Below are 25709 nucleotides of genomic sequence, written 5' to 3'. Positions count from 1 at the left end.
GAATTTTACAGTATTCGGATCAATGACCAATGGAGAATAATCTTCCAGTGAAACGATGGGCAAGCTTCTGAGGTAGAAATCATAGATTATCATTGACCACTAAGACGGCTTATGGAAAAATTACCAAACATACATCCGGGCGAAGTACTTCAGGAGGAGTTTCTTGTGCCTTTGCAAATCACCGCCTATCGGCTCGCCAAAGCTATCGGTATTCCCCAAACCCGGGTATCCGAGATCCTGAAAGAAAAGCGGCGTATTACGGCAGATACCGCCCTGCGGTTGAGTTACTATTTCGGAAATTCCCCCAAGTTCTGGTTAGGGTTGCAGGATGACTATGATATTGAAGAAGAATTGACGAACAAGCAGGTAGCTCTTGAAAATATCAGGCATTTTGAAAGTAATGCAGCCTGATATATCTTTCAACTTTGGGATTCAGGTGGGATTTCCTAGTTGTTACTAGTGACCAGTGTTCGTTATAATGTAGCATAGCACCTATCGCGTTACAAACGCTACCTGATTTTGCCCCGATTGCAAATCGGGGTTAGCGGAGGTAACTCATCTTGTTTAAGCTGATAACTTATATTAAAAATGTACAAGGCTATACCTGAAATTCTTCCAAGGGAGATAAGTGACGAACAACAACATAAAATTCTTCAAGTATTTTCTAATACACTTGAAGAATTTGTAAACTTTGGTACTCATATTCTTGATTGGGACTTAAATCATGCAAGGGGTGGTGATGAACAATTACCCCCTATGTTACTATTTAGAAACTTCCTTGAGCTAATAGACTCTATATCAATATTAATAAAAAATTCATCAATTGATCCAAGTAAAATAATCCTTCGCACAGCCTTAGAAACTTCATTTGGTTTAGAGTATATGCTTAGAGAAAATACAGAAGATCGATCTATGGCTTTTTTAGTATGCCAAATTCATAAAGAAATTAAAGACCTTAAGAAACATGATCCTAATAGCGAAGTTGGAAAAAGATTTAGATTAATATTTAAAAAAGATGTCAATACAAAAGGAGTGAACCTCCCAACCCCTGATGACCTTGAATATAAAATAAAATACAAGGAGGACTTGTTACTGACGCCAAAATACATCAAAGCCGAAAACGAATACCAAATTCTTTATAAGAATAAGGAAAGGAATCCAAATTGGTATCGCTTATTTTCAGGCCCGAGCGACGTGGAACGTCTATGTGACACACTTGAAATACCAACCCTTTATGAAGTGTTTTATAGAAACTTATCTAATTCTATACACGGTAACGATATACTTCATGGTAAAATCGTAGAAGGAGCTAATGGAAAATGTGAGATCTATCAGATAAGATTTCCAAAAGAGGCTCAATCCGTTACTAGTACTTCAATAGTTATTTCAATGAGAACTTTTGATTATTATATTCAGAAAAGAGCCCCTCAGCTCAATAATAATTTTATAGAATGGCGCAAAACTGTACAAAATAGACTTGAATATATTTGTGGTCATGAACAAATAATGATAATAGAATAATCTTATACAGCTATTTTCCTAGCATACAATCAGTTTTATCCATACCAAAAGGTGTTGCCCAAAGTTGGGTAATACCTTTTTTACGTTATCAACATTCAGAAAAAATCTCATAAATGGAAAGTACCTGGATCAACTGAATCATCAGATCAATTCTAGAAAAAACCGGAGCAGGAAATAATGGACCGCTACTGAAAGATATTCATGTGGCGGTTTTAAGTACCCTCTCGCTAGCCCTGATTTGCAACCAAGTTGGCCCGCCGCAGCGGTATAGTATATCCAACTCCTTAGAGGCCAAAATCCATAGCAGTCTGTAAAAGCTGCTTTTACGCTTCGTTAACATTCTTTTACAGGGCATTAACAGATAACAGGATAGAAACGTTTAGCTTTACGGCCCACCGCTGTGGATGAAATTCTATAAACGGATTTGATTTTTCAGGACAGAGATTTATCCTAGATAAACCTACAAAAAATATGAAAAAGATCATTTATTCACTGATCATACCGCTGGTTGTGGTAAGCGGACTGGTATTTGCTAATCGTGAAATTAAAAATGAAGCTTCTAAAAAGTCAACACCAAAGCCACTCTCTGCTACTGAAAGGAAAGCTGAATTGAAAAAATGGGAGGCTACCCCTGATGGTATGATGTTCACAGAATGGAAAGCGTCTCCTGCGGGCAAAAAAGTGTATGCCAGTGAAGCTAAAATAAGGAAGCATTTAAATGCTTTTACCAATATGGAGGCTGTTGTAACCTCTCTTTCTCTTCCGTCAGGATCAAGATTAGGTTTCGGAGTAATGGTCAGGATTAATGGTGACGATTATATTCTTGCTTTTGGGTCAGAAAAGTCTGGCAAGAATAGTTTGAATGGTAACAATGAATTTGAGCAATTACATAGCCTGAAAGTTAACGACAAGATAATTATAAGAAGTCATAACGTATCGCACGCGCCCAAGTATTCATATCTAGTAATAGCGGGCGACTATGTAGAACGCGATAGTAAAATAATTTATAAGCGTGCCCCTCGCAAAGGCGGTTGCTAAGTAGATTATAAAATATCTCGCTAGCTCTCGCTAACTCCAATTTGTAATTGGGGTTAGCGAGAGCTAGCGTTTTCAACACGAGCAAAGTACCACTGATACTTAATATTTATTTCCTCACCACAACTCCTCTACTATCCCGGTAAGGCACCATCATCTTCCAGGTTTTGCCGTTGGTACTTACCTCCACCTCTACTCCTTCCTCATTTTCAGCCAGCAGCCGGGCTTTTACAAGGGGCATTTGGCCTTCGGAGGGGAACAGTAGCCACACAAAAGTCTGGTCCTGCGTGATGTTGGTGCTGTAAATGGCGGTGGTGTTGGGGGAATAGACATTGTATTCCGGACTGTACCAGCCTTGTATGTCCGGTTGCTCCTGTCCCTTCACAAAGCGAACCTCCATTTTCTGGTTTCCAACCAGATTTCCAACCGGCACTACCGCCAGGTTTCCTTTGGGATTGGTAGTCTTTACAGTAGTACCGGCCTGGGTTACGGGGCAGTCGGGGTGCCAGTGCCACAGCGTCTCTATTTTTCGGGGCTTGTCGGTCTGGATGCGGTCTACTACTACCCAGAATTCTCCCCGTATATACAGCAACGCTCGGGTATGGCTGGCGGTACCTTCTACATTTTTGAAGTCGGAAAAGCGGTTGGTGGCGTAATCAAATTCGGGGGTGATCCTGATATAGCTACTATCCACCGGAGCATCGGCCAGTTTGGGACCCGGGTTTTGTCCGTTGCCATCGATCAAAATCAGGTTGTGCCCGGCGCTGCCGGTGGCGTAGGGGCGAAATTTACGGGCTACCTCTCCGGTATAAGCAAATCGCCCGGCATCCACGAGCAGATCTCGCCCGTAGGCGGAGATGGAGATGTGCAACTTATCGTTGTGCTGGTGCCCACTTCCCCAGGGGCCGATGTCAAAATACGACCAGTGCGCCTGGGCATCGTAGCCGCTGCGGGACACCAACTGACCTCCCCAAGGGAAAAAGTACGACGGACCCTGTGCTGGTTTGGTACCTTTCTTTCCGTTGGAAGCCAGGTAGGCCCACTCGGGCTTGCTGTATTTCTGGGCCGCCTTCAGGAGCAATTCACGGTCGCTGCCCCGGTCGCCGTCGTTGTTCAGGATCCGATGCCCGTCCGGACGTACCGCCCGGGCGATGTAGTCGTACATGCCTACGATGGTCTGGTTGAAAAAATCGGGTAGGGGTCGGTTGGCCCGGTCACAGATCTCTTTGAACAATTCAAAATTAGCCAGCGACACGTTGTGGTAGTGCGAGGTGAGTTCGGTCTGGATGCCGTCGGGATATACTTGCCCCTTCATGCTTTCGGTCATGGTACCTATGGCGTAGGTGAGCCATTCATCGGCCTGTTTGTATTCCGGGAAGTTGGTGGCGGCCGTAGCTAGCGCCGAGATCTCCATCGTCAGCCAGTTGTTACCGGCGTGAAAGTACCGGTTGTAATGCGCGTGATCGGGCATACTGCTCAGGACCAACAGCTGCGTAGCCGGGGATAGGTAGGGGCTGTTGATCATGCCGTAGAATATCCGTGACCACGTCTTGACCCGGGCGGCTACTTCCAGCCCGCGCCATACCGGCGTACTGCTTTTGGCGCCGGGATACGGCATGCTTTTGATAATGAAATCCCGCAGAAACTCATCCATGTACTGAGCGTACTTCGGGTTACCGGTTTCCATATACGCGTTGTATACCTCCCCCAACTGAGAATGCCGGTTAGATAACCAGGCCCACTCCTTGTCATTGTTGGGACCCTGGTAGTGCCAGTCGCGGTGCCCATCGGTCAGGAGGGGTACTTGGCCCCGCACATTCTGGACATAAAATACGTAATTCAGTACTGTATCCGCCTCCGCTACGGTTTTGATAGAGGCTGTCGGCTGAGTCTTCCGCAGGTAGGAAGCTGTATTCCCGTTCCGGTAATAGACCAGCAACTCTTTGCAAGCTTGCACCAGATCCCCGTTTGTATAGGCCTGCTTCACCTTTTCCATCCCCGGTGTTTCCAGATTAAACTGGTCCAGCATCGTCTTCATTGTTTCGGGCATGTAGGTACATATATCCTCCACGGTAGTAAGTTCCTGCCACTTTTTCTGAGCAAAAGCGTGCGGAGAAACCGAGACAAAAAAGAGGAAGAGCAGGAGCAGGTTGAGCGGCCTCATGGGGATTGGGTCTTAACGGTGGATCTATTCAGTAAAAGGATTTTTTATCCGAGCCTACTGTTTATGGGCTGGCCATTGCCCCGTCACAGGTAAACCTATACGAGTATTCTATTTTTATCTGTAAATTGTGGCCTTTCCATTCTACGAATCATTATGAACAGATTATTCCAAACCAAACCTTACTCCATTTACAGGTACTTTTCGCTATCGGCCCTTATGCTGCTGCTGGCAGTACTTACCATTAATTCCTATGCCAAACCGCTGGCTTCCCCGCTGGAAGGCCGTTGGGATATTACGGTGGATATGAACGGCAAGCCAGCTCCGTCATGGCTGGAAGTCAGACACTCCGGCAACAAGACCCTGATAGGTCAGTTTACGTCGGTATCGGGTAGCGCCCGTCCTATTTCGGAGGTACACTTTAAAGATGGTAAGTTCAACTTCACCATCCCGCCGCAATGGGAACAGGGCGACGGAGACTTCTCGCTGGAAGGTACCTTACAGGGTGACAAGATAAGCGGTACGGTAAAAGTACCCGACGGAAAAACCTACAATTGGACCGGTGTACGGGCGCCTTCCCTCCGCAGAACGACTCAGCCTACCTGGGGTAAGCCGATCAAGTTAACCGAAGGCAATACCATCAAAGGCTGGCATACCGAAGGGACTAACCAGTGGATGATCCAGAATGGTGTACTGAAAAGCGAGAAATCTGGTGCGAACCTGATCACCGACCAGAAATTCGATGACTTCAAACTGCACGCGGAGTTCCGGATACCGAAGGGAAGCAACAGCGGTCTGTACCTGCGCGGACGTTACGAAGTACAGGTAACGGATAGCAAAGGCATGGAGCCATCATTGGATCAGTTGGGAGCCGTGTATGGCTTTATTGTTCCCAGCGAAATGGTAGCGAAGGAGCCCGGCGAATGGCAGACATTTGACGTGACGCTGGTTGGTCGTATGATCACGCTGGATGTCAATGGCAAGCGGGTCATTACCAATCAGGAGATTCCGGGTATTACCGGCGGAGCCCTCGACAGCAACGAAGGCGAGCCCGGCCCTATATATATCCAGGGTGACCACGGTCCGGTGGAGTACCGCAATATCATCATTACGCCTGCGGCGAAGTAATGTTATTAGCTGCTCGTACAAAACACCTATCTCCTTCGGGGGTAGGTGTTTTGCTTTATGTATTGTAGCCATTTTCTCCCTACCTTGCTTATTCATAAACCATCCTACTCCTGAATCCCTCTTTACTATGAAGCGTACACCTACCTACGTTGTTTTTCTATTTACCAGCCTGCTGTTTTCCTGCAATCCCAAATCGGACCAGCTTCCCATCGAAGGTACCTGGGAGCTAGTCTCGGCCACAACCATACAAGGAGACACCTCTTTTTCGACCTTCGATGCCGGGCGCAGTATGATCAAGATACTAAACAAGTCGCACTTCGCTTTCCTGAATCACGCGTTGAAGGCTAAAAAGGATTCCACGGCAGCCGCATCCACGGCGGCCCCCTATTCGGCCGGGGGAGGTACTTATACGCTGGTGGATAGTACCTATACGGAGAACCTGAATTACTACAGTGACCCCGCCTGGGAAAATCACTCCTTCGAGTTTGTGGTCAAAATCCAGAACGATACCCTGATCCAGAAAGGTGTGGAAAAAATAGAGGAGCTGGGTATTGACCGAATTATCGTAGAGAAGTACAAGCGGGTAAAGGCCGAGCCAAAGCCCTGATTTTAGTAGGATCATTTTCTAAACATACTATCCAGAAAAAGGTGGTAGTAGAGCAAAGGGTGCAGTCAATAGAAGATTGCACCCTTTTTTATTGATGACTTGCGTAAGTATCTGGACAACAGACCCGCTCGCCTTCACTGATACCATTTTTAGCCCATCAAATACCCCTAATTAACCACTCGTCCCGAAGTAGCCCGGGGCCTTCCTTATATCCATTACTTTTGCAGCGTACCTGCCTGGCGATGAGAAGGATATGCTTCACTCCTGTCAACAGGTACGTACATCAGATCAAAATACTATCAAGCCATGAAAAAGAACAGTACATCCATGAACGCTGACCAACTTATTGTCGTAACCGGTGCCACTGGCAAACAGGGTGGAGCCGTAGCAGACCAACTTCTTAAAGCGGGTTTTAAGGTGCGGGCCATTACCCGAAATCCGGCCAGTGCCGCGGCCGAAAAGCTGAAGCAAAAGGGAGCCGAACTCGTGACCGCTGATATGGAAGACAAAAACTCTCTGGTTAAAGCGCTGGCAGGTGCCTACGGAGTGTTCTCGGTCCAGAATTACTGGGAAAAAGGTGTTGGGTACGAGGGCGAAGTCAGACAGGGTAAAAACCTGATAGCTGCCGCCCGGGAAGCCGGCATACGGCATTTTGTGCAGGCCTCGGTGGCAGACGCGGAGAAGGCTCCGGGCGTGAAGCATTTTGAATGCAAGGCCGTACTGGAAAAAGCCCTAAAGGAGTCAGAACTAGGTACTACTATTCTGGGTGAGACCTTTTTTATGGAAAACTTCTTTGATCCTAACTACGGCTCCATGATGTTTCCAATGCTTGGGGGCTACTTTGGGTTAGAGACCCGTTTTCATATGGTGTCAGTAAAAGATATCGGTGCCATCGCCACCACAATTTTTCAAAATCCTGACCTGTACATCGGCCAAAAGATCAATATAGCCGGCGACTGCCTTACCCTTCCCGAAATGAAGGATATCTATAACCGGGTGATGCCCAAAAAAGCTCCCGGCTACTCGATACCTTCCTGGCTGTCGGGTCTGCTGAACGCGGAGATGTCCCGGCAGCTCAAATGGAATAGGAGTCAGGGCTGGCACTTCGGATTGGACGAAGTTAGGAAAGTAAATCCTCAGCTAACTAGTTTTGAACAGTTTCTGCAGAACCATCAGTAGCTTCATCGAGTTCTACTACCCGGCTTCCTATTCGACCGAAGAGCCGGGTAGTTTCCTATTTACCTGAGGTACTTAGCCCCACCAACCCCTTCCTATTGACCACTCATCCCGAAAGGGTTTGGGTACTGGTACCAGTACACTACATTAGACTGATACCTGTCCTGCTACTTCATGAGAACACTACCCCTCAACCGGGATTTCTACCTCTTTGCCAACGTATTTATGGGTGTGTCCGTAGTGGCGGGTTTGCTGCAGGGGGTGCTGAGTATGTGGGCGGGGCCTCATTTTTTGTCACTACCTTCCCTGACGGTATGGCTATCGGGCATGTACATCCTAACGCTGGTGACCTTACTGCTTCTAATAAACTACTATTACGCAAGGGGGTACCGCTTTGCTTTTACGACGGGGGCAGGTCTTCTACTGGCTACCACCTTCCAGGTTGGCGTTATGCTGGCGGTACGGATACAGGGGGAACTACGAGGGTTGTTTATACCGGCTACGCTGCTGGCCGTAGGGGCGGGTCTGCTGCATGGAAGTAGTCTGCTGGCGTCCCCGGCGAGGGAGAAAAGCTGGCTCAGGGGAGCCGGGATAGGTATGCTTCTTATGTATACCATCTTAGTCGCAACCTTTATCGGGGCGATCAGCACTTGGGATGTAGCCATGCAGGGGACCTGGCGAAGAATTTCTGAATGGGCTTCCTTAATCAATTGTATGGTTCCCCTCCTGTTTATCCTGAACTTCCGGGAGGAGGTCCGGCATCTGCCCACCCGGGAGGTACTCCCCCCTTTTCCTAAGGCAGCAGGTGGTATGCTGGGATTTCTGACGGTAGCCTCCATTGGGTTTACGCTGCTTTTTGGCCTCCGGCTAGCTACCGCCACCTATCAGAATATGCACGCCTCGCCCGCAGGCAAAGCCCTGGCCCGAACCTTTGAAGCCCATACCTTCCTGAACACCCGGGGCGAAGAGCTACGGTACCGCCTCCTGAAACCGCTGGATTATGACCCGACCAGGAAGTACCCGCTGGTGGTATGCCTGCACGGGGGCGGTGGCTGGGGTACCGACAACATCCGGCAGGTAGATGGGTCGTGGGAGGCGAAGACGCTGTCCGAACCGGCCAACCGCCAGAAGTACCGGGCTTTTCTGTTTGTGCCCCAGTGTCCGCCCAATGCGAGTTGGGGTGGCCTGCCTGGACGACCAGCCATAGACTCTCTGGTATTCGAAACCATACACGCTCTGGAACAGGAGTACTCCATTGACGAAACGAGGAGGTACGTAGGGGGTGGGTCACTCGGGGGCTATGGTGCCTGGCATTTTGCGGGTACCCGTCCGGAGCTGTTTGCCGCTGCGCTGCCTATCTGTGGTGAAGGCAATCCGGCCCTGGCCACTAACCTGGTAGATGTACCCATCTGGGCCTTCCACGGTCGGCTGGACAAGAACGTACCCGTCAGCGGCTCCCGTGATGTGATAGAGGCTATCCGAAAAGCAGGAGGTACACCCCGCTACACCGAGTTCCCGGACCGGGGCCACGACATCTGGAAGCAGATCAACGAGACACCGGGGGTACTTGACTGGCTGTTTGCCCAGCAACGGAAGTAAGTACCTAAACCACCTTTGTAAGTACCTCTCGCTCTTACAGAAAGTGACTCTCGTCACTGTCGTAAACAACCCTTTAATTGTCGTTATTCTCCCCCAAATCTGATCCTGTTTCCCGTACTTTTACCACTGTAACCTTTAACTGGTAGTAGTATGAAAACTTACAAATTTTCTGTTCAGATTGAGGCTCCCCGGGAAAAAGTGTGGGAGCAGTTGTGGAGTGATGCGGGGTACCGGCAGTGGACCTCCGCTTTTTGTGAAGGCTCCTACGTCGAAAGTGATTGGGAAGAAGGCAGTACGATCCTGTTTCTTTCGCCCGAAGGAGACGGTATGTTTGGAGTCATTGAGAAAAAAGTACCTCTGGAAGTGATGACCTTCAAACACCTGGGTGAATTAAAAAACGGCCAGCAGGAAACCAAAGACTGGGCCGGAGCCCGCGAGAGTTATGCCCTGAAAGCAGTAACTGACCATACTATAGAAGTAGAGGTGGAACTTGATGCTACGGATGAGTTTCAGGGGTATTTTCAGGATACCTTCCCGAAGGCTTTACACATCCTGAAACAGATTTCAGAGCAATAATCCTACAAGTACTTACCCATTCTACCCAAAACCAACTATGACCCAAACCCAATATACCAAAAGCCCCGACAATAAGATCTTGTATGTGACCCGTGAGTTTGCAGCAGCACCGGAACAGGTATGGCACGCCTGGACCGACAGCCAGCTTCTGGACCAGTGGTGGGCTCCCAAACCCTGGAAAGCTCAAACCAAAACGATGCAGTTTGAGGAAGGTGGTACCTGGTTGTATTGTATGGAAGGACCTGAAGGCGAAAAATCATGGAACCAGGCAGATTTTAAAAACATACAACCGCAAACGAGCTATGAAACGGTGGATAGCTTTTGTGATGAGGAGGGCAATGTCAATCCGGATTTCCCACGCATGTACTGGACAACTACCTTTACCCCAAGTAATGCCGGTACCCGGGTAGATATCGGGATCACATTTCCGACCCAGGCCGACCTGGAAAAAATAGTTGAAATGGGATTTGAAACCGGTTTTGCGGCTGCGCACGAAAACCTGGATGCGCTACTGAAATAACTATATAAAACAAAAACGCCCGGCCGAGGCCGGGCGTTAAATAGTTGCTATTTACACCAATTGATTACCGCTGCCGCTCAAAGTCCTTCTCAGTAGCTCCGCCGCTGAAATGCCGCAGATTATAGGTAAAGGTTAGCATGAAGTAGCGCTGTAGTACATTGGACTGTACATCCTCCACGTAGATATCCGTCACATTGCGGCGGATACTGACGTTCTGCTTTAGAAGGTCATACACACTCAGGCTAATCTCGCCGCGCTGATTAGCAAACACCTTCTTACCGATGCTCATGTTCCAGATCATGTAGTTGGTATTGAATCCTGCCGATAGACCCGTGTTGAGCTGGTGAATGAGGTCGGTACGGTACACAAAGCCCTTCCAGGCCACCCAGGTCAATCGCATCCGGGTACTTTGGTTGAAGTAGTTTTCGGTGGTTTGCCGAAGTGACCGATTCACGATATTATAGCCCGACCGGGTGCTTACATAGAAATCCAGCGATTCGCTGATATTGCTGCTCAGCGATACGCCCAGCCGGAAATTGGTCGTAGAGGTGTAGTTGGTCAGGGAATCGATCAGGCTGGGAAGCCGGGTGTGATTGATAAAGCCAAACAAGCTCAGTTTGGACTTAACAAAGTTAATCGGTTGTCCGTAATTCATAAAGGTACGGATGGTCCAGTAGCCGTCCAGGTTGACAGGGCGGGAAAGTTGTGAACCGATCTGAAGAGTATCTATCACTGTCAGAGGGATGGGACGTCGGGCGGTGATGGTACTGGTACCTATGTAATTAGGCACCACCGACGACTCTACCATAGCAAAGAAGGTATGGTTGTTTTCGGGATTCTGCGCCCGGTACCGGCCCCGGAACCGGTTCTGGACCGCCTGCACCAGATTGGGATTACCCGTCCTGACGTACAGCGGATTTGAGATATTAAATACACTCTGCAACTGGCTGATAGATGGGGCGTCGGTCCAGGTGCGGTAGTCGAGCTCGATGTTATTGGTCTTGGAGAACTTGTACTCAAACCGGGCCGAGGGCAGGAAGTTTTTGAAGGTCCTGTTCATGTCAAACTCACTTGGATACAACTGATCGTTCTCTAACTTAGCCCGCTGGTACTCCCCCTCCACCTGAAACCTGACCTTATCGGTACGGTACTGATAGCTTAGTCCGGTCTCTTCAGTTAGGTACTCGCTCTTGAATGAATTACTCAGGCCCACGTTCAGATACGAATAGTTACCGGTCAGCTCATCGTAATCGTACAACCGTCGGTCAGAATCATCAAAGCGGTTACCCCGCTCGTGTTCCAGCTCAATGCGACCGTTTTTGCCGATGGGCTCGGTGTAGGATAGTTCTGCTTCCCACGAATAGCCGGTCCGGTTGTAATCCGTGTACTGGTTAAGTACCTTGCTCCGATCTGGCTCCCGGAAGTAGACATTGTCGGCCAGGCGGAAATTCTCGTTATTGTCGGTACTGTATCCGGTATTTAATCGTATCGTAGCGCTACGCCCCGGCTTGCCAAACCGGTGGCTGTACAAGAGCATGTTTCGGAAGTTAAAGCTGGCATTGTCGGAGTTGGACGTATTCTCCGTCTGATTCAGAGGACTGACTATATTTTCGGTACGTCCCAGGAAATAAGCGAAGTTATCCTCCCCCTGAATAGTCAGGTTGGGGCGGATCAGGATTCGGTTATTCTCATTGATCTTGTAGTCTATCCGCATGTTGGCGCGGTGCGTGGCATCTTTATCCAGGGTCTGGCTATTCTCCCTATAAAACCGTCCGGAATCAGCCGGACTCACAAAATCCTGAAAGCGGGACTGTACCCCAAAATTCTGCTGATTGTTATAGGTATAGCTACCGCTGGCTTCCACTTTGGAGCCCCACATATCCGAGTAATTCACCCCGATCAGATTGGTTTTTATTATCCCATTGCGGGGCCGGTCGCCTCCCTGAGTACTCTGATCGCTCGTGAAGTTAGTAGTATTGATGTTATTGCTCAGCCCGGTAATGGTGAACCGGCGGTCTTCGTTGAACAGGTTGACACTAGCTCCCAGCATATAGCGGTCGTTGGTACCATACCCGGCCGTTGTTTTGCCAAACTGCCCCTTGCGCCGGTTGGGCTTGGTAACAATATTGATGGTTTTGAGCTGCTCATTATCATCAAATCCGCTTAGTTCGGCTTTGTCACTCTTCTTATCAAATATCTGAATATTGGCTATTACCTCCGCCGGCAGACTCTGCAAAGCCTTCGCTACATCCGTACCAAAGTAGGGTTTTCCATCGATCAGGATCTGCTGTACGTCTTCGCCCTGCGCCTGTACTTTGCCATCTTCCATCGTAACGCCGGGGAGCTTCTGAATTAACTCCTGCGCGCTGGCGTCCACGGCCGTTTTGAAAGCGGCGGCATTAAACTGGGTGGTATCCCCCCGCTGCACTCCGGTGGCTACCTGCCCTACTACCTGTACTTCCAGCAGGTCATTCGCATCTTCTACCAATAGCAATACGCCCAGGTCAATGGATTCATCCTCCACATCTACCGACCGGGAAAGAGCTTTGAAGCCCAGGTAGTTTATTTTTACGAGGTATTGCCCGGGTGCTATTTTATCAAACTTAAAATCACCATTGCCATCGGTCATCACACCATTGGTAGCTTTTTCTTCGGTAGCTTTCTGAATAGTAATGATTGCGCCCGGCATCATGGACTTGTCCGAAGCGTTCTGAACGGAGCCTTGTATAGTTACACCTTGTGAGAATGACTGGAAAGAAAGGAGACTCAAACAAAGTAACCCCAACAGGTTACCATATACTTTCTTTACTTCTCTTTTTCTTTCTCTCGGAGTGAACATGACGATACCAGTAAATGAATAAAATAAGTTACCTGTTTATACAAAGGGGTCTGCTAAGCAGTCATACCTGAAAAAATTCACATTTACTCCCGAACGTAGGCAGGCTTAGAGAATATGTTACTATTTCAAGATTAAACAAGAACAAATACCCTCAAAAAGTGGGTTAAGAGTATACCAGCAAAAGACTTGATCCTATTCAGTATATGAGTCAGTACAAGTACCAGTCCACTTCCTGATTCAGAGCAGTACATTATTTATTGTTATCAGCCTGACCGCCGCGAGCAGCAATGGGTGACTCTCTTATCTTTGTACCTATATAACATCCACTATGAAATACGTCTACTCCCTACTGCTTATACTACTCTGCCTTTCGGCCCGGTCACAGACCAAAAAGATCATTGAGCAGGTACCTATTACCCTCTCCACTAAAAGCATAGATAGCCTGGCGAAGATCGCTCCCCGTATCAGGTCTATACTTTCCACCGTCGACTTCTACCATATTACGTACCTCTCAGATGGACTGAAGGTGAAGGGGTATCTGGCGGTGCCCAGACAGGCGGGTACCTACCCAGGTATTATTTATAACAGGGGCGGCAACAAAGAGTTTGGCAAGATTACAGACGAAAGCTTTATCCTGCGAGGCCTGGGGGATCTGAGTAGTAAGGGGTATGTGATCATAGCCAGCCAGTACAGGGGAAATGATGGCGGCGAAGGCAAAGAAGAGTTTGGCGGAAAAGATGTGAATGATATACTAAACCTGATACCGGCACTCGCGGAAGTACCCAAGGCCGATACCTCCCGCATCGGGATGTTTGGTTGGAGCCGGGGGGGCATGATGACCTACCTGGCCCTTACCCGTACTTCCAAAATCAAAGCCGCCGTGGTAGGCAGTGGGATTACTGATCTGGTCAAACTCATGGAAAGCCGCCCCGACTTTGATGAAGTATACAAAGACCTCATACCCGGCTATACCGATATACACTCACCCGTCCTGAAAGAGCGCTCCGCGGTGTATGTAGCGGAGAAGATCAGCAAGGCAACCCCGATCCTGATGCTTCAGGGCACGGCCGACTGGCGGGTACCTACCGATCAGGTACTGGATCTTGTCCACAAGTTTCACCAGATCAAGCAACCGTTCAGGTTCATTCTGTACGAAGGTGGACAGCACTCGCTCATCGAACATCGAGCCGACTACTTACAGCAAACCATCAACTGGTTTGACACCTACCTCCGGGACCGCAAAACCTGGCCCAACCTGGAGAACCATGGTGGTTGAAAAGTGATATAGTTGCTGATAAAGATTCCACAGCTAAGTACCTTTCGAAAAATAGTGACTATGTTAGATAGCAGTGAGTACATAGCCAGCTTCTTGAAATGGCTGGATCAACCGGGAAAAAACCCCTGGGAAATCATATCGGAGATTACGCACCTGATAGAGGACATCATTCCCACACTTGATGAGGATTTTGTCATAGACGGTTCTGTTGCCATTCATAAAACAGCCGTGGTGGAACCCAACGTGGTACTGAAGCCGCCGGTCATAGTCGGGAAAAACTGCTTTATTGGCGCTAACTCGTACCTGCGCAATGGAGTATACCTGACCGAAAACGTTAAGATTGGGGCAGGTTGTGAGATCAAATCAGCAGTTCTATTTGAAAACAGCGCCATCGCTCACTTCAACTTTATCGGCGACAGCCTGATCGGCAGTAACGTAAACTTTGAAGCAGGTTCGGTCACCGCCAACCACTACAATGAACGAGAGAATAAGGCTATCTTTGTCCTCATCAACTCCGAACCCATCGACACAAAAGTGACTAAGTTTGGGTCTCTGGTAGGAGACAATTCCAAGATCGGAGCCAACGCCGTTCTGTCACCAGGTACTCTCTTAGCGAAGGGAAGTATTGTAAAAAGACTGGAACTGGTAGAGCAGGTAAAAGAATAGAATCAGGATCTTGGTCGGAGAACAGGTACTTCTGGGTGTAGTAACCCGGATATAGTGGAGCAGATAGCACCAGACTAGTAAATTGAGTAAATGATGTTAGCAATGGATCACCCCCGTTTTTATTACCGGAAAAGCGTCAATGACGTCAAGCTCTTCCTGGTCCTGATTCCGCTCATCAACTCCCTGAATTTCTACCTTACCTACGATACCATCTCGCTTAGCTGGTTTTACGTCGCTACCTTTTGTATCGATACACTGGAAGGCTACGCTGCCTGGGGGGCTATTCGCAGCATCATTCGCTACCTGGACGATGCCCTACCCTACACCGAAGCGCCCCTCAAACGAATCCTGCTCCAGCTTATAGGTACCTCGCTGTCTACCGTGGTGGTCCTGTCGTTCCTTACCGAGCTGGTCAACTGGCTGGCCGGAGGAGATCCTATTCCGCTGGGCTTCTACACCAAGACCATGTTTCTCTTTGTGATCTGGAACTTCGTGGTCAATGGCATATACATTGGTTTCTTCTTCTATGACCTATGGCAACAGGCAGAAGAGCAAAGAGCCCCGGTACCTGTCGTAGAAGAACCAAAGCCGGACCAGACGGGGCTGATGGTACGATTCGGTAAGAAGGACCTCCTCCTCCACTTTGAAGAGATCTCAGGCTTTTATGTAGATGGTGAATATACGGTAGTCTGCAATGGGACCGGCGAAAAGTACCTCCTGGACCAGTCGCTGGACAAGGTAGAAGAGCAACTACCCAGACACTCTTTCTTCCGAATCAACCGGCAGTACATTATCCATCGCGGTATGATCCGCGGCTTCGAGCGGGCCGACCACAGCAAGATCCATGTACTGCTACTCCCCTCGCCAACACTCCCGGATTCTGTGACGGCCAGTCGTCTGAAAGCTCCTGCTTTCAAGGAATGGTTTGCACTTTCGTAGTCTGCTGGACTGCATTACATGGGAATAAATGCTGCATTTCGCCGGATTTGGCGCTTCATGGCTTGTTTTGAGCCCTAAGTGGCAGGTAAGTTTGCCAGATCAAAACTTTATAGCCATGAAAAAATTTATTCTTCTTAGCTTCTGCCTTTGGGCTACCACCTGCGCTTTAGCACAGGAAAAATACTCTCCCACCTACCGCAACTTCCCCTTAACGGTAGGTATACAGTTTCACTCCCTGGCCCTCCCGCTCCGGGACGTCAGGAGCAGCTTTTCGAATGTAGGGGTATTTGTCGGAACCGAGCTTCGCCTAAACCGAAAGAGTACCCTCGTACAACAGCTGAGCGTGGGATGGCAAAGCAACCGTCCGGTGGGCAGCGGTATGATCGTCATGACACAAACCGCCTGGTGCCCCCACATAGCCGGTGCCCTTTACACGGAGGTGAAAGCAGGTATAGGTAGCTGGTACATCCACCACCCAACCGATAGCTGGCGCCCTGCCAACGGAGAGTGGGTGCAGGCCAGGAACAGCGGCAAGTGGCTTCCCGTAGTGCCGGTAGGTATTTCGGTAGGTTTGAATCCTTCCAGAGGTTTGCCTATTTCTCCCTTTATCAGCTACCAGTTGTTCGTAGCGGGCGGCTACAACCCGTCGGCCCCCCTTATTCCTAACCAACTCCTACAGGCCGGATCCAGAATCCATTTTTAACTCTCTACCTACTACTCATTAGCCATGAAACATATCTTAATTTTAAGCCTACTGGTGCTACTGGCCAAAGGCTGTACGCCCGAACAATTCAGTGAACCCGTCGAATCGGTCTGCGTCAGTAACGATCCGATCAACAGCGGGTACTCAGGCAGCGAAGCCCTCCAGAACCTAATGAACAAGTACACCCGTCTGGGCTTGCCCGGCGTAGCAATGGCTGTTTATTCTCCTCAGGAAGGTTTCTGGGCAGGTAGCTCGGGCTTCGCTAAAATAGAGGATAAGACTCCCATGCAGATCTGTCAGCTGCAGTACCTGCAAAGTGTAAGCAAAACGTACATGGCCGTAGCGGTACTGCAACTGTACGAAGCGGGCAAGATAGATCTGGACCAATCCATCAGCAGCTACTTACCTCTGCCCTACAAAGGGTACCCGACGGATGGAGAAAAGATCACCGTGAGGATGCTGCTAAATCATACCTCCGGCGTCACCGAGTACACCGAAGATCCGAGCTATGTAACGTACCTGCTGCAGCACCCCAGACATACGTTTTCGAAGGAAGAACTGCTCGGCTTTATCAAAGGAAAACCCCTGCAGTATGAGCCGGGGGCAAAGTACCAGTACACCAACACCAACTACATGCTGCTGGCTCTGGCTGTTGATGCCATTACCGACGACCACGCCGCCTATATCCGGCAGAACATCCTGGCCCCACTCCACCTGGACAATACCCTGTACTACAACACGCCTAACTATTTACAGGCTCCCAGGCTGGTCAATACCTACTGGGACCGGTTTGGAACGGGTACTTTGGAGAATAACTCAGCCATGCAGAAGGCGAATGTGAGCTCCATGATCGGGGATGATGGAATGGTAGCGACGCCCCTGGATGTGGTTAAATTCAATAAAGCTCTGATGGAAGGGAAATTGCTGAAGCCCTCATCCCTGGCGCTGATGAAAACCTGGGTCAACGACAAGAACGGCAAGCCTACCTACGGCATGGGGATGTTTCATATTGAGCTAGGCAGACACGTCGCCTATGGTCACGGTGGAGCCGGACTGGGAGCCGGGTGTGCTATGCTCTACTTCCCCGAGCACGACCTGTACCTGTTCCTGGCCACTAATGTAGGCACCGTAACCGAAAGCCAATTTGTAGGACTGACTGAGAACCTAAAAGATGAGGTAATAGAAGCCCTGCTTCATTAAAAGAATACTTTCTGCTATATCCACACTAATAAGAAAGCGCAGACTTCCGGGAAGACTGCGCTTTCTTGATATATAGTCAGTACTATTATTGAATACTGCTTACTGATTCTGCTCTTCGCCAACGATGTCAGCAATCACATAATCCCCCGACTTCTTGACGGATTGCTTAACGAATAACTCGCCGATAAAGCCTCCCAGGAAGAACTGAGTCCCCAGGATGATCACGACCAGCGCCAGGAAAAACAGCGGGTTGTCGGTAACGTTTCGGTAAGGCTGCAGCATGTATATCTTCCAGAGCTTCTCACCAATGAGCCACACAGTGATCAGTGACCCGAAGAAGAACATCAGGATGCCCATGCTACCAAAGAAGTGCATCGGACGACGGCCAAACTTATTGACAAAGGCAATAGACAGCAGGTCCAGAAAGCCGTAGATAAAGCGCTCTAATCCGAACTTGGTGGTACCGTACTTGCGGGCTCGGTGCTGTACTACCTTTTCGCCGATGCGGTCGTAGCCATTCCACTTGGCTATTACGGGTATGTAGCGGTGCATCTCCCCATAGATGATCATATTCTTGACCACTTCGCAGCGGTAGGCTTTGAGGCCGCAGTTAAAGTCATGCAGATGTACATCCGAAATAGCCCGCGTAGCAGCGTTGAATAGCTTGGTCGGAATGGTTTTGCTCAGGGGGTCGTAGCGTTTCTTTTTCCAGCCCGATACCAGGTCATAGCCTTCCTCAGTAATCATCTTGTACAGGCCCGGTATCTCGTCAGGACTGTCCTGCATGTCAGCATCCATAGTAATGACCACTCTGCCGTTGATGGTCTGAAAGCCAGTCTGCAGAGCAGCAGTTTTGCCATAGTTACGGGAGAAACGGATACCACGCACGTGCGGATTCCGGGCTGATAGCGCTTCAACAACACTCCATGAGCGGTCGCGGCTGCCATCGTCAATGAACAGGATTTCGTAGGTATACCCGTTTTCTTTCATGACCCGCACGATCCAATCGTGAAGTTCAGGCAATGACTCATCCTCATTGTAGAGAGGCACCACTACCGATACCTGAACGGATGGTTCGGATTTGGACGGGCGGATACTGGTATTGGGTTGCCGTAGCGATATGGATTCTCTTTCGGACACGGAAATATCTTTATTCAGAAAATAATGTAAAACTCTTTCAACAGCTCACGAAACTCCGGGGAGTAGGTCCGGCCATCGGTTTCGTAAATAAACAATTCTTTTTTCATATTAGTTACAGCCCCCCGTTCATTATGCACGTAGGTACTCAGCATCCTGAATGGCTTCCGGCCCGGCTGGTGAGTAAGCAGTAGCTGGTGCCTGGGTACCCAGCCCTTTGCCTCTGCCAGTTGCTGTAACAGATCACTCTCCTCCACCGGTAGCAGCACATTCCATACGCCACTCTTTTTCAGGAGCCTGTCTATGGCTAGTAGCAGTTCGGCAAAGGTTAGGTCCTGCGCGTGGTGCGCCTGATTGACACCCGCGTCGGGTGAACGAAGATCAGCCTGATAGAAGGGTGGATTGGTAATAATGCAGTCGTAAAGCTCCCCCGGCCGGTACTGCTGAATAGCGGTAGGAATGACCTGTATCCGTTCGGCAAAAGGGCTCTTGGCTACATTATTGTGGGCTTGTTGCGCGGCGGCTCCATCCAGCTCGATGGCATCAATCCGGGCGGAGGTGGTACGCTTCGCTACCATCAGGGATAGCAGTCCGGTCCCGGTGCCAATGTCCAGGATTTTTTGGGCCCCATCTACCTCCGCCCACGCCCCCAGCACGCAGGCATCGGTGCATACCTTCATGGCGCACAGGTCCTGCTGTACGGTAAACTGCTTGAATCGGAAGGAATGGTTACGCGGCATTTTTGTCGGAGTACCCGTAGCACGGTTTTGAACCGTGCCACGGGTTGTTGATATTATTTTCGGCCAAAGTCAGCAGGATTCTCCCCCCAGTACTCGGTCTCCCATTTCAATATCTGGTTTGAGTACTTGTTGTCGGCCAGCCACCGCTCGGCGCGTTGCAGTAGTTCAAACACCGGCTTGTTGCGGGGAGTAAGTACCAGTTTGGTATTGGCGTGCTTCTTCTTTACCCAGCTTATGGCAGTTTTGGAATCAGAGTAGATCGGCAGATTGGAGTTATGCTTCTGCAGGTAGGCTAAGCCGTGTACTATGGCCAGAAACTCCCCAATATTGTTGGTACCATCCTGAAAAGGCCCCTGTAAAAATATCCGCTCGCCTGTACGCAGGTACACGCCCTGGTACTCCATGTCGCCGGTAGCGGTATTCCAGGCCGCATCTACGGCTATGCTCTCCTTAATGGGTTGCCCTATATTGGCGGGTGCATCTTTTACGGTGGTTGTCGTTTCTTTTTTGGATACAAACTCCCAGTAATTGCGCTGAATGGCCGCCTCAGCCTCTTTCAGCGAATCAAATGATTTATAACGCGCATCCTGAAATCCTTTGATCTGGGCCTCGCACTCCTTCCAATCGGTGAATACCCCCGTCTGACGCCCCTGCCAGACCACATAGTACTTTTGCTTCTTTGACATATTACCGCAAATAAAACACTCCTACGGGTTTTTCGGTAGTTTATACAGATATTTGCTTACCAAGCCCCAAACCTTACACACTCTACTCCTCATGAAAACTGAATTCAAATACGCTGCTATTCTGACCGCTATCCTGTTTCTCTGGCTATGTCTCGAATTCTGGCTGGGTTTTCACGACGCGATGGTCGACTACCTGCCCCTCACCTCCCTACTGACCGTAGTAATATGGGGACTCGTACTAAACCGGGAAATAAAGGAGAAGCGAACCCTACCTACCACCACCTTCTGGAACTACGGCCGCGGCTTCCGTACGGCTATGCTGACAACCGTGCTGGCCCTGCCGATGCTCGTCCTGTCGCGCTGGCTGTTTTATGACCTGATCAATCCTGACTTCTTCAACAACATCATGATCAAAGGCCGGGAGTGGCTAACCGTCTCGGCGACTACCGAGGATAATTTTAATAACTCTATAAAAATGATGGAAGACTACTTCCAGATGAAGTCGTACCAAACCGTGGTGCTGGTATTTAACGTCGTCACCGGCCTCATATTCTCGGCTATTCTGCCCCTATTTCACAAAAAGAATTAGTCCCTCAGGGTTATACCGTCTTCTCTTCCCACACCTGTGCCAGGTGGACTATGACGTCTACCGCTTTTTCCATGTCCTGTACGGATACCCACTCCAGACGGGAATGAAACGCATGCTCCCCCGCGAAGATATTAGGGCAGGGCAGGCCCATAAACGACAGGCGCGAGCCATCGGTACCCCCACGGATGCTGCGGCGCTCCGGCTCCATACCCGCCCGACGGATAGCCTCCAGGGCATAGTCCACTACCTCAGGGTGCTTATTCAGTACCACCTTCATATTACGGTACTGCTCCTTTACTGTCAGGGTAGCCTTGGAGTAGGGATACTGTGTGAGTACCTTCTCCATGGTCGAGCGTAGAAAGTCTCTTTTTTCTTTCAACCCTTCCTCCCTGAAGTCACGGATAATAAACTCAATAGTAGCCTTCTCCTGAATACCTTCCAGATGCACTGGATGGATGAAGCCCTCCATGCCTTCGGTCGTTTCGGGCGAAAGCTGGTCTTTGGGTAAGGCCGCCAGTATCTCCGCCGCTATTTTCAGCGCATTCTCCAGCTTACCCTTGGCAAAGCCCGGATGGGTACTTACACCCTCGATCGTAATGACCGCTCCGTCGGCTGAGAAGGTTTCGTCTTCCAGCGTACCTACGGTTTCGCCATCCATGGTATAGCCGTAGTCGGCACCCAGTTTTTCTATATCTACTTTTTCGGTCCCCCGACCTACTTCTTCATCGGGCGTAAACAGGATCTTGATCGCACCGTGCTTGATCTCGGGATGGCGGATCAGGTACTCGGCGGCGGCCATAATCTCGGCTACACCGGCCTTGTTGTCAGCACCAAGCAGCGTATTACCACTGGCCGTGACGATATCGTTACCAATCTGTGCTTCCAGATCCGGATGTTCCCTACGGCGGATCACCTGATTTTTATCCATCGGAAGTACTATATCGCTGCCGTCCCAGTTATGGTGCACAATCGGCTCTACTCCGGCTCCCGTCACGTCGGGTGAGGTATCTACGTGCGAGCAGAAGCAGATCACGGGTACATTGTCCTTGGTAGTCGTAGCCGGAATGGTAGCGTAGACGTAGCCATGCTCATCCAGATGAGCATCATCTATACCCAGCTCCTGCAACTCCGCCACCAGCAACTGACTTAGCTTTCGTTGCTTTTCGGTGGATGGAAAACTGGTCGAATGGGGGTCCGACTGGGTATCGATCTGTACGTATTTCAGGAAGCGTTCGAGTACGGAAGACATGGCGTGATTTGTTAATTGATAATGTATAATTAAGAATTAATAATGAAGGTTGGGTAGCATTATCCCGCCCTACATTATACATTATACATTTTACATTATTCATTCTGCATTACTTACTATCCCAGTAAACCAGACAAGTTAGCGGGTGAATAGTTTACGTTTTTGAGGGTTTTGTTGTCGATGGTGCGATACACCAGGTACTTGCCGTTGTCCTCCTTGTAGTAGCATTCGGTACCCTGCGCCTGATAGTGGGCTACGGTAGCTTCGGCTTCCTCCACGGTGTTACAGGCTTTGGACATATTGGACCGCTGTACCTCGTCAAACAACTCCCGGAACTTCTCCCCTAGTCCAAACTCAAGTACCGCTCCCGACAGTACGTACTGCAGGTCACAAAGGGCATCCGCTACCTCCACGATGTCTTTTTCCAGAATGGCTACTTCCAGTTCTTTCAGCTCTTCGGCCAGCAGGGCCACCCGCAGACGGCAACGCTCTTCGGAAGGGATCTGGGGTGAGTCAAGTATGGGGTGTTTGAATGTACGGTGAAAATCGGCTACCTGGTTAAGGCTATCTAATTGTTGCATGGGTAGTAGTTTGTTAGCTGGTAAGGAATCAGGTGGTAGATTAGTAGCGACTCCGCTAGGCAGGTCTGCGCTTTTATCATCACCCTGAATTGCAAAATAAAGGGAATTTGTCGTACTCTCCCTTCTCCTACGTAGCCTATTATTTACAGAGCGGTCAAAGCATAGGCTAAGTACCTAAGGCCTAAATGCCTCCTATTATCAAGTGTGTTTTGAAGATTTTGATGGAGATAGCCAACAGGATAATCCCAAACACCCGACGGAGAATATCCGACCCAGCCTGTCCCAGTTTTCGTTCGAGCCAGTTGGATGACTTCAGTACAATATATACAAAGACGAGATTGGCAACTATACCTATCAGAATATTGGGGATGGCATAGGCGGCCCGCAGGGTGATGAGGGTAGTCATGGTACCGGCCCCGGCTATAAGCGGAAAAGCAATGGGTACGATGGAGGCTGTACCTGTATCGATGTTGTCATGGCGGAAGATGCTTCGTCCCAGGATCATCTCAAGACCAATCAGAAAGAGGATCAAGGCACCCGCTACGGCAAAGGAAGATACATCTACCCCGAACAGGCTCAGGATGCGCTCGCCCAGAAACAGGAAGACGATCATGATCATACCGGCTACCAGTGTGGCCTTCTCCGACTGGACGTGGCCCGTCTTCTTACGCAGGTCCACAATCAGGGGAATGGAGCCGATGATATCAATAACGGAGAATAAAATGAGCGTTACCGAAAGGATTTCTTTAAAACTAAACATACAGCGGAAGGATAGATTATCTCCGCAAAGTTTGAGAAAGGTAAGACAGGAAGAAAGCCCCAAAAGGAGGAAATTTTATTTGGCAGTAAGAATATTCATTAAATACCAGATAGACCCTCTATCCTCCCATAATTCCTCTCCTCTTGCACCAGTGGCCTCCCCTTCACCATTAGTTGCTTGATATGAAATTAAGGAAGGAGTTAAACTGCTGCTGGTACCGGGTGTTGTCCACGATGTACAGATACGCTCCCTTTTTAGAAAAGCCTTTCTGCTTTTCGTCGAGCTTGATGAGCAGGTTGGTCGAAAGGATTTTCCGGCTAAAATTGCGCTTATCAAAGGTAGTAGCAAATATGGCTTCGTAGAGCTTCTGTAACTGCGGGATCGTAAATTTCTCAGGCAGTAGCTCGAAGCCAATCGGATGCTGAGTAGCCTTGTACCGGAGCTGGCGGATGGCCATGTCCACCATCTGGCGGTGGTCAAAAAGCAGATTGGGCAACTCGTGCATTGAAAACCACTGCGCTTCGTACGAGTCAGATATTTTTTCCTGGTAGTCGTTGACGTTGATCAGCGCGAAGTAGGCCACGGCTACGGTACGCTCCACCGGATCGCGCTGGGGTGCACCAAAGCTATAGAGCTGCTCGAGGTATATATTGGTAAGGCCGGTGAGCTGGAAGAGGATGCGGGCGGCCGACTCTTCAAGGCCTTCATCAGGGCGTAGCCATCCCCCCATGAGCGACCAGGTCACGTCATTTTCTTCAATGCCCCTTTTTACAAGTAATAATTTTAACTCATCCCCATCAAATCCAAAAATGATGGAATCGAGGGCTACCAGGCATTTTACTTGTGCCTGATACTGCTCTAACATCCTGGTAGTCACGTAGTAATAAAAGAGAGTAGTTACGTTTTTAATGTACAAAAGACACTATGAGATAGAATACTACTCTTTGTATGATTTTGAATACTTCCGGAGGAAATCTTTCAGACGGTCGATTTCAACGGATTCTATCGCCGGAAAATTTGCTATCCTGAAGGTGGTTTCCTTCCAAGGACCGTAGCCGCTGCCAAGCAGGATGCCTGCCTCCAGTGCCTCTTTTTTTAAGGATTTTATCTCCTCTTTGGTTCCTTCGACCGCGATGACGGTGCTTGAGCGTACCGCCTCCTCCTTTACCAGCAGACTATACCGGCTCCTTTCTATGAATCGGTACCAGTCATCGGCACGGGCTTCGGTCACGGCGTTAACTTCCTGTATGGGAGCCACCTGCTCCATAACCCGCCCCAGCAGGTATATACCCAAGGTATTGGGTGTATGCGGACTCTGATGTTTCTGAAAATTCTCCCGGATGTACAGCAGGCTGTTGTAGTGGTTACGTGAGCCCAGCTCCTCCGCCCGCTGGATAGCCCGTGGCGACACGATCATCACCCCCAGCCCCGGTGGTAGCCCAAAGCACTTTTGCACCGAAGCATACCACACATCAGCAGCCTCCCAATCCATCTCAACGCCCCCCATGGACGAGGTAGCATCCACCGCTATAATCTGATCCGTCTGTTCACGTAGCTCGCGCAGAAACGACATGGGTATCATGGTAGCGTTGGAGGTTTCGCTATGGGTCAGGCATATAACCTCGGCTCCTTCCAATACGGCTCCCAGTGAAGTCGGCGCAGGTAGGTTATTGAGGTCAAATTCATAAGGTTGGGCCTCGGAGCACAGCCGGTGGGTGTACTCGTACCACTTCTTCCCGAAAGCTCCGTTGTACAGGTGCAGGCTCCTGCACTTGATCAGGGACTGAGCTATGATCTCCCAACACTCGGTAGCGGAGGAGGTGAAGTAGATCTCGTACCCATCGGGAAGCCCTAATTTGAGGTGCATCTGCCTAAATACATTCTCCAGCATCGACATGAAGGCCTCGCTGCGGTGGTTCATGCTCAGGATACCTGACTGGTAAGCCTCCGTCAGGTACTGCTCCACCTGCGGATATATCTTGGACGGGCCGGGATAGAAGGTAATCATAGTTTGGGCCATA

Annotated in this window: 25 protein-coding genes; 15 read left to right on the top strand and 10 right to left on the bottom strand. The window is 49.5% G+C overall.

Annotated elements, in window-relative coordinates:
• Positions 1–111: 111 nt before the first annotated feature.
• The 3 genes from JUB14_RS09475 (at position 112) to JUB14_RS09465 (ending at position 2559) form a co-directional block, all read left to right on the top strand.
• Positions 112–411 carry a HigA family addiction module antitoxin gene (locus tag JUB14_RS09475; RefSeq protein ID WP_207505614.1) on the top strand — a complete coding sequence of 100 codons (300 nt, stop codon included), beginning with the start codon at positions 112–114 and terminating at the stop codon, positions 409–411.
• A gap of 177 nt (positions 412–588) precedes the next feature.
• Positions 589–1521: a DUF5677 domain-containing protein gene (locus JUB14_RS09470; RefSeq protein WP_207505613.1), complete on the top strand. Its 933-nt coding sequence runs from the start codon at positions 589–591 to the stop codon at positions 1519–1521.
• Positions 1522–1992: 471 nt separating this feature from the next.
• Positions 1993–2559, top strand: coding sequence for a hypothetical protein (locus JUB14_RS09465; RefSeq protein ID WP_207505612.1), 567 nt, complete (start codon positions 1993–1995; stop codon positions 2557–2559).
• Positions 2560–2665: 106 nt separating this feature from the next.
• Here JUB14_RS09465 and JUB14_RS09460 read toward each other — a convergent pair whose 3' ends face one another.
• Complete coding sequence (locus tag JUB14_RS09460; RefSeq protein WP_207505611.1) at positions 2666–4720, bottom strand: alginate lyase family protein; 2055 nt, start codon at positions 4718–4720, stop codon at positions 2666–2668.
• 153 nt (positions 4721–4873) lie between these two features.
• Between JUB14_RS09460 and JUB14_RS09455 the strand changes: the two genes are divergently transcribed.
• The 6 genes from JUB14_RS09455 (at position 4874) to JUB14_RS09430 (ending at position 10323) form a co-directional block, all read left to right on the top strand.
• Positions 4874–5845: a 3-keto-disaccharide hydrolase gene (locus tag JUB14_RS09455; RefSeq protein WP_207505610.1), complete on the top strand. Its 972-nt coding sequence runs from the start codon at positions 4874–4876 to the stop codon at positions 5843–5845.
• Between the two features lie 127 nt (positions 5846–5972).
• Positions 5973–6452 (top strand): lipocalin-like domain-containing protein, encoded by a 480-nt coding sequence (locus JUB14_RS09450; protein WP_207505609.1) that lies wholly within the window; start codon positions 5973–5975, stop codon positions 6450–6452.
• 306 nt (positions 6453–6758) lie between these two features.
• Entirely contained in the window at positions 6759–7631 is an 873-nt protein-coding gene (locus tag JUB14_RS09445; protein WP_207505608.1) for an NmrA/HSCARG family protein, read from the top strand.
• Positions 7632–7802: 171 nt separating this feature from the next.
• A complete protein-coding gene (locus JUB14_RS09440; RefSeq protein WP_207505607.1) occupies positions 7803–9227 on the top strand; it encodes a carboxylesterase family protein in 1425 nt (474 codons plus the stop codon).
• Positions 9228–9377: 150 nt separating this feature from the next.
• Complete coding sequence (locus JUB14_RS09435) at positions 9378–9803, top strand: SRPBCC family protein (RefSeq protein ID WP_207505606.1); 426 nt, start codon at positions 9378–9380, stop codon at positions 9801–9803.
• 37 nt (positions 9804–9840) lie between these two features.
• The gene (locus tag JUB14_RS09430; RefSeq protein ID WP_207505605.1) at positions 9841–10323 is read left to right on the top strand and encodes an SRPBCC family protein; all 483 of its coding nucleotides are present in this window, start codon (positions 9841–9843) and stop codon (positions 10321–10323) included.
• Positions 10324–10387: 64 nt separating this feature from the next.
• On the opposite strand, the gene JUB14_RS09425 is transcribed toward JUB14_RS09430, so the two are convergent.
• A complete protein-coding gene (locus JUB14_RS09425) occupies positions 10388–13162 on the bottom strand; it encodes an outer membrane beta-barrel protein (RefSeq protein ID WP_207505604.1) in 2775 nt (924 codons plus the stop codon).
• Positions 13163–13490: 328 nt separating this feature from the next.
• Here JUB14_RS09425 and JUB14_RS09420 point away from each other — a divergent pair, with 328 nt between their 5' ends.
• The 5 genes from JUB14_RS09420 to JUB14_RS09400 all read left to right on the top strand — a co-directional run bounded on the left by JUB14_RS09420 (position 13491) and on the right by JUB14_RS09400 (position 17946).
• Complete coding sequence (locus JUB14_RS09420) at positions 13491–14438, top strand: alpha/beta hydrolase family protein (RefSeq protein WP_207505603.1); 948 nt, start codon at positions 13491–13493, stop codon at positions 14436–14438.
• 60 nt (positions 14439–14498) lie between these two features.
• Positions 14499–15104, top strand: coding sequence for a DapH/DapD/GlmU-related protein (locus tag JUB14_RS09415; protein WP_207505602.1), 606 nt, complete (start codon positions 14499–14501; stop codon positions 15102–15104).
• Positions 15105–15206: 102 nt separating this feature from the next.
• Complete coding sequence (locus JUB14_RS09410) at positions 15207–16043, top strand: LytR/AlgR family response regulator transcription factor (RefSeq protein WP_207505601.1); 837 nt, start codon at positions 15207–15209, stop codon at positions 16041–16043.
• Positions 16044–16158: 115 nt separating this feature from the next.
• A complete protein-coding gene (locus JUB14_RS09405; protein ID WP_207505600.1) occupies positions 16159–16746 on the top strand; it encodes a hypothetical protein in 588 nt (195 codons plus the stop codon).
• A 24-nt stretch (positions 16747–16770) separates the two neighbouring features.
• A complete protein-coding gene (locus tag JUB14_RS09400; RefSeq protein WP_229367608.1) occupies positions 16771–17946 on the top strand; it encodes a serine hydrolase domain-containing protein in 1176 nt (391 codons plus the stop codon).
• 99 nt (positions 17947–18045) lie between these two features.
• Here the strand turns inward: JUB14_RS09400 and JUB14_RS09395 are convergent, their stop codons facing one another.
• Genes JUB14_RS09395 through JUB14_RS09385 form a run of 3 tightly spaced genes read right to left on the bottom strand, consistent with a single transcriptional unit; the run spans position 18046 to position 20509 of the window.
• Positions 18046–19041: a glycosyltransferase family 2 protein gene (locus JUB14_RS09395; protein ID WP_207505988.1), complete on the bottom strand. Its 996-nt coding sequence runs from the start codon at positions 19039–19041 to the stop codon at positions 18046–18048.
• A 59-nt stretch (positions 19042–19100) separates the two neighbouring features.
• Positions 19101–19823: a tRNA1(Val) (adenine(37)-N6)-methyltransferase gene (locus JUB14_RS09390; protein WP_207505599.1), complete on the bottom strand. Its 723-nt coding sequence runs from the start codon at positions 19821–19823 to the stop codon at positions 19101–19103.
• Between the two features lie 53 nt (positions 19824–19876).
• The gene (locus tag JUB14_RS09385) at positions 19877–20509 is read right to left on the bottom strand and encodes a ribonuclease H1 domain-containing protein (protein ID WP_207505598.1); all 633 of its coding nucleotides are present in this window, start codon (positions 20507–20509) and stop codon (positions 19877–19879) included.
• Positions 20510–20600: 91 nt separating this feature from the next.
• On the opposite strand from JUB14_RS09385, the gene JUB14_RS09380 reads away from it, so the two are divergent.
• Positions 20601–21098 carry a DUF4199 domain-containing protein gene (locus JUB14_RS09380; protein WP_207505597.1) on the top strand — a complete coding sequence of 166 codons (498 nt, stop codon included), beginning with the start codon at positions 20601–20603 and terminating at the stop codon, positions 21096–21098.
• A gap of 10 nt (positions 21099–21108) precedes the next feature.
• Here the strand turns inward: JUB14_RS09380 and pepT are convergent, their stop codons facing one another.
• The 5 genes from pepT to JUB14_RS09355 form a co-directional block, all read right to left on the bottom strand.
• Complete coding sequence (gene pepT / locus JUB14_RS09375) at positions 21109–22347, bottom strand: peptidase T (RefSeq protein WP_207505596.1); 1239 nt, start codon at positions 22345–22347, stop codon at positions 21109–21111.
• Positions 22348–22463: 116 nt separating this feature from the next.
• The gene (locus JUB14_RS09370; protein ID WP_207505595.1) at positions 22464–22928 is read right to left on the bottom strand and encodes a pyrophosphohydrolase domain-containing protein; all 465 of its coding nucleotides are present in this window, start codon (positions 22926–22928) and stop codon (positions 22464–22466) included.
• Positions 22929–23109: 181 nt separating this feature from the next.
• Positions 23110–23688, bottom strand: coding sequence for a MarC family protein (locus JUB14_RS09365; protein ID WP_207505594.1), 579 nt, complete (start codon positions 23686–23688; stop codon positions 23110–23112).
• 169 nt (positions 23689–23857) lie between these two features.
• Positions 23858–24553 (bottom strand): NUDIX hydrolase, encoded by a 696-nt coding sequence (locus JUB14_RS09360; protein WP_207505593.1) that lies wholly within the window; start codon positions 24551–24553, stop codon positions 23858–23860.
• A gap of 72 nt (positions 24554–24625) precedes the next feature.
• Positions 24626–25708, bottom strand: coding sequence for an aminotransferase class V-fold PLP-dependent enzyme (locus tag JUB14_RS09355; protein ID WP_310586123.1), 1083 nt, complete (start codon positions 25706–25708; stop codon positions 24626–24628).
• Position 25709 lies beyond the last annotated feature (1 nt).

The sequence above is a fragment of the Telluribacter humicola genome (assembly GCF_017355935.1).
Taxonomy (GTDB): Bacteria; Bacteroidota; Bacteroidia; order Cytophagales; family Spirosomataceae; genus Telluribacter; species Telluribacter humicola.
Note: the sequence above shows the minus strand (reverse complement) of the source record. Positions and strands in the feature narration are given on the sequence as shown.

Excerpts from the sequence above, each read along its gene's own strand:
- JUB14_RS09475 (WP_207505614.1), top strand. The coding sequence starts at position 112 with ATGGAAAAATTACCAAACATACATCCGGGCGAAGTACTTCAGGAGGAG.
- JUB14_RS09470 (WP_207505613.1), top strand. The coding sequence starts at position 589 with ATGTACAAGGCTATACCTGAAATTCTTCCAAGGGAGATAAGTGACGAA.
- JUB14_RS09465 (WP_207505612.1), top strand. The coding sequence starts at position 1,993 with ATGAAAAAGATCATTTATTCACTGATCATACCGCTGGTTGTGGTAAGC.
- JUB14_RS09460 (WP_207505611.1), bottom strand. The coding sequence starts at position 4,720 with ATGAGGCCGCTCAACCTGCTCCTGCTCTTCCTCTTTTTTGTCTCGGTT.
- JUB14_RS09455 (WP_207505610.1), top strand. The coding sequence starts at position 4,874 with ATGAACAGATTATTCCAAACCAAACCTTACTCCATTTACAGGTACTTT.
- JUB14_RS09450 (WP_207505609.1), top strand. The coding sequence starts at position 5,973 with ATGAAGCGTACACCTACCTACGTTGTTTTTCTATTTACCAGCCTGCTG.
- JUB14_RS09445 (WP_207505608.1), top strand. The coding sequence starts at position 6,759 with ATGAAAAAGAACAGTACATCCATGAACGCTGACCAACTTATTGTCGTA.
- JUB14_RS09440 (WP_207505607.1), top strand. The coding sequence starts at position 7,803 with ATGAGAACACTACCCCTCAACCGGGATTTCTACCTCTTTGCCAACGTA.
- JUB14_RS09435 (WP_207505606.1), top strand. The coding sequence starts at position 9,378 with ATGAAAACTTACAAATTTTCTGTTCAGATTGAGGCTCCCCGGGAAAAA.
- JUB14_RS09430 (WP_207505605.1), top strand. The coding sequence starts at position 9,841 with ATGACCCAAACCCAATATACCAAAAGCCCCGACAATAAGATCTTGTAT.
- JUB14_RS09425 (WP_207505604.1), bottom strand. The coding sequence starts at position 13,162 with ATGTTCACTCCGAGAGAAAGAAAAAGAGAAGTAAAGAAAGTATATGGT.
- JUB14_RS09420 (WP_207505603.1), top strand. The coding sequence starts at position 13,491 with ATGAAATACGTCTACTCCCTACTGCTTATACTACTCTGCCTTTCGGCC.
- JUB14_RS09415 (WP_207505602.1), top strand. The coding sequence starts at position 14,499 with ATGTTAGATAGCAGTGAGTACATAGCCAGCTTCTTGAAATGGCTGGAT.
- JUB14_RS09410 (WP_207505601.1), top strand. The coding sequence starts at position 15,207 with ATGGATCACCCCCGTTTTTATTACCGGAAAAGCGTCAATGACGTCAAG.
- JUB14_RS09405 (WP_207505600.1), top strand. The coding sequence starts at position 16,159 with ATGAAAAAATTTATTCTTCTTAGCTTCTGCCTTTGGGCTACCACCTGC.
- JUB14_RS09400 (WP_229367608.1), top strand. The coding sequence starts at position 16,771 with ATGAAACATATCTTAATTTTAAGCCTACTGGTGCTACTGGCCAAAGGC.
- JUB14_RS09390 (WP_207505599.1), bottom strand. The coding sequence starts at position 19,823 with ATGCCGCGTAACCATTCCTTCCGATTCAAGCAGTTTACCGTACAGCAG.
- JUB14_RS09385 (WP_207505598.1), bottom strand. The coding sequence starts at position 20,509 with ATGTCAAAGAAGCAAAAGTACTATGTGGTCTGGCAGGGGCGTCAGACG.
- JUB14_RS09380 (WP_207505597.1), top strand. The coding sequence starts at position 20,601 with ATGAAAACTGAATTCAAATACGCTGCTATTCTGACCGCTATCCTGTTT.
- pepT (WP_207505596.1), bottom strand. The coding sequence starts at position 22,347 with ATGTCTTCCGTACTCGAACGCTTCCTGAAATACGTACAGATCGATACC.
- JUB14_RS09370 (WP_207505595.1), bottom strand. The coding sequence starts at position 22,928 with ATGCAACAATTAGATAGCCTTAACCAGGTAGCCGATTTTCACCGTACA.
- JUB14_RS09365 (WP_207505594.1), bottom strand. The coding sequence starts at position 23,688 with ATGTTTAGTTTTAAAGAAATCCTTTCGGTAACGCTCATTTTATTCTCC.
- JUB14_RS09360 (WP_207505593.1), bottom strand. The coding sequence starts at position 24,553 with ATGTTAGAGCAGTATCAGGCACAAGTAAAATGCCTGGTAGCCCTCGAT.
- JUB14_RS09355 (WP_310586123.1), bottom strand. The coding sequence starts at position 25,708 with ATGGCCCAAACTATGATTACCTTCTATCCCGGCCCGTCCAAGATATAT.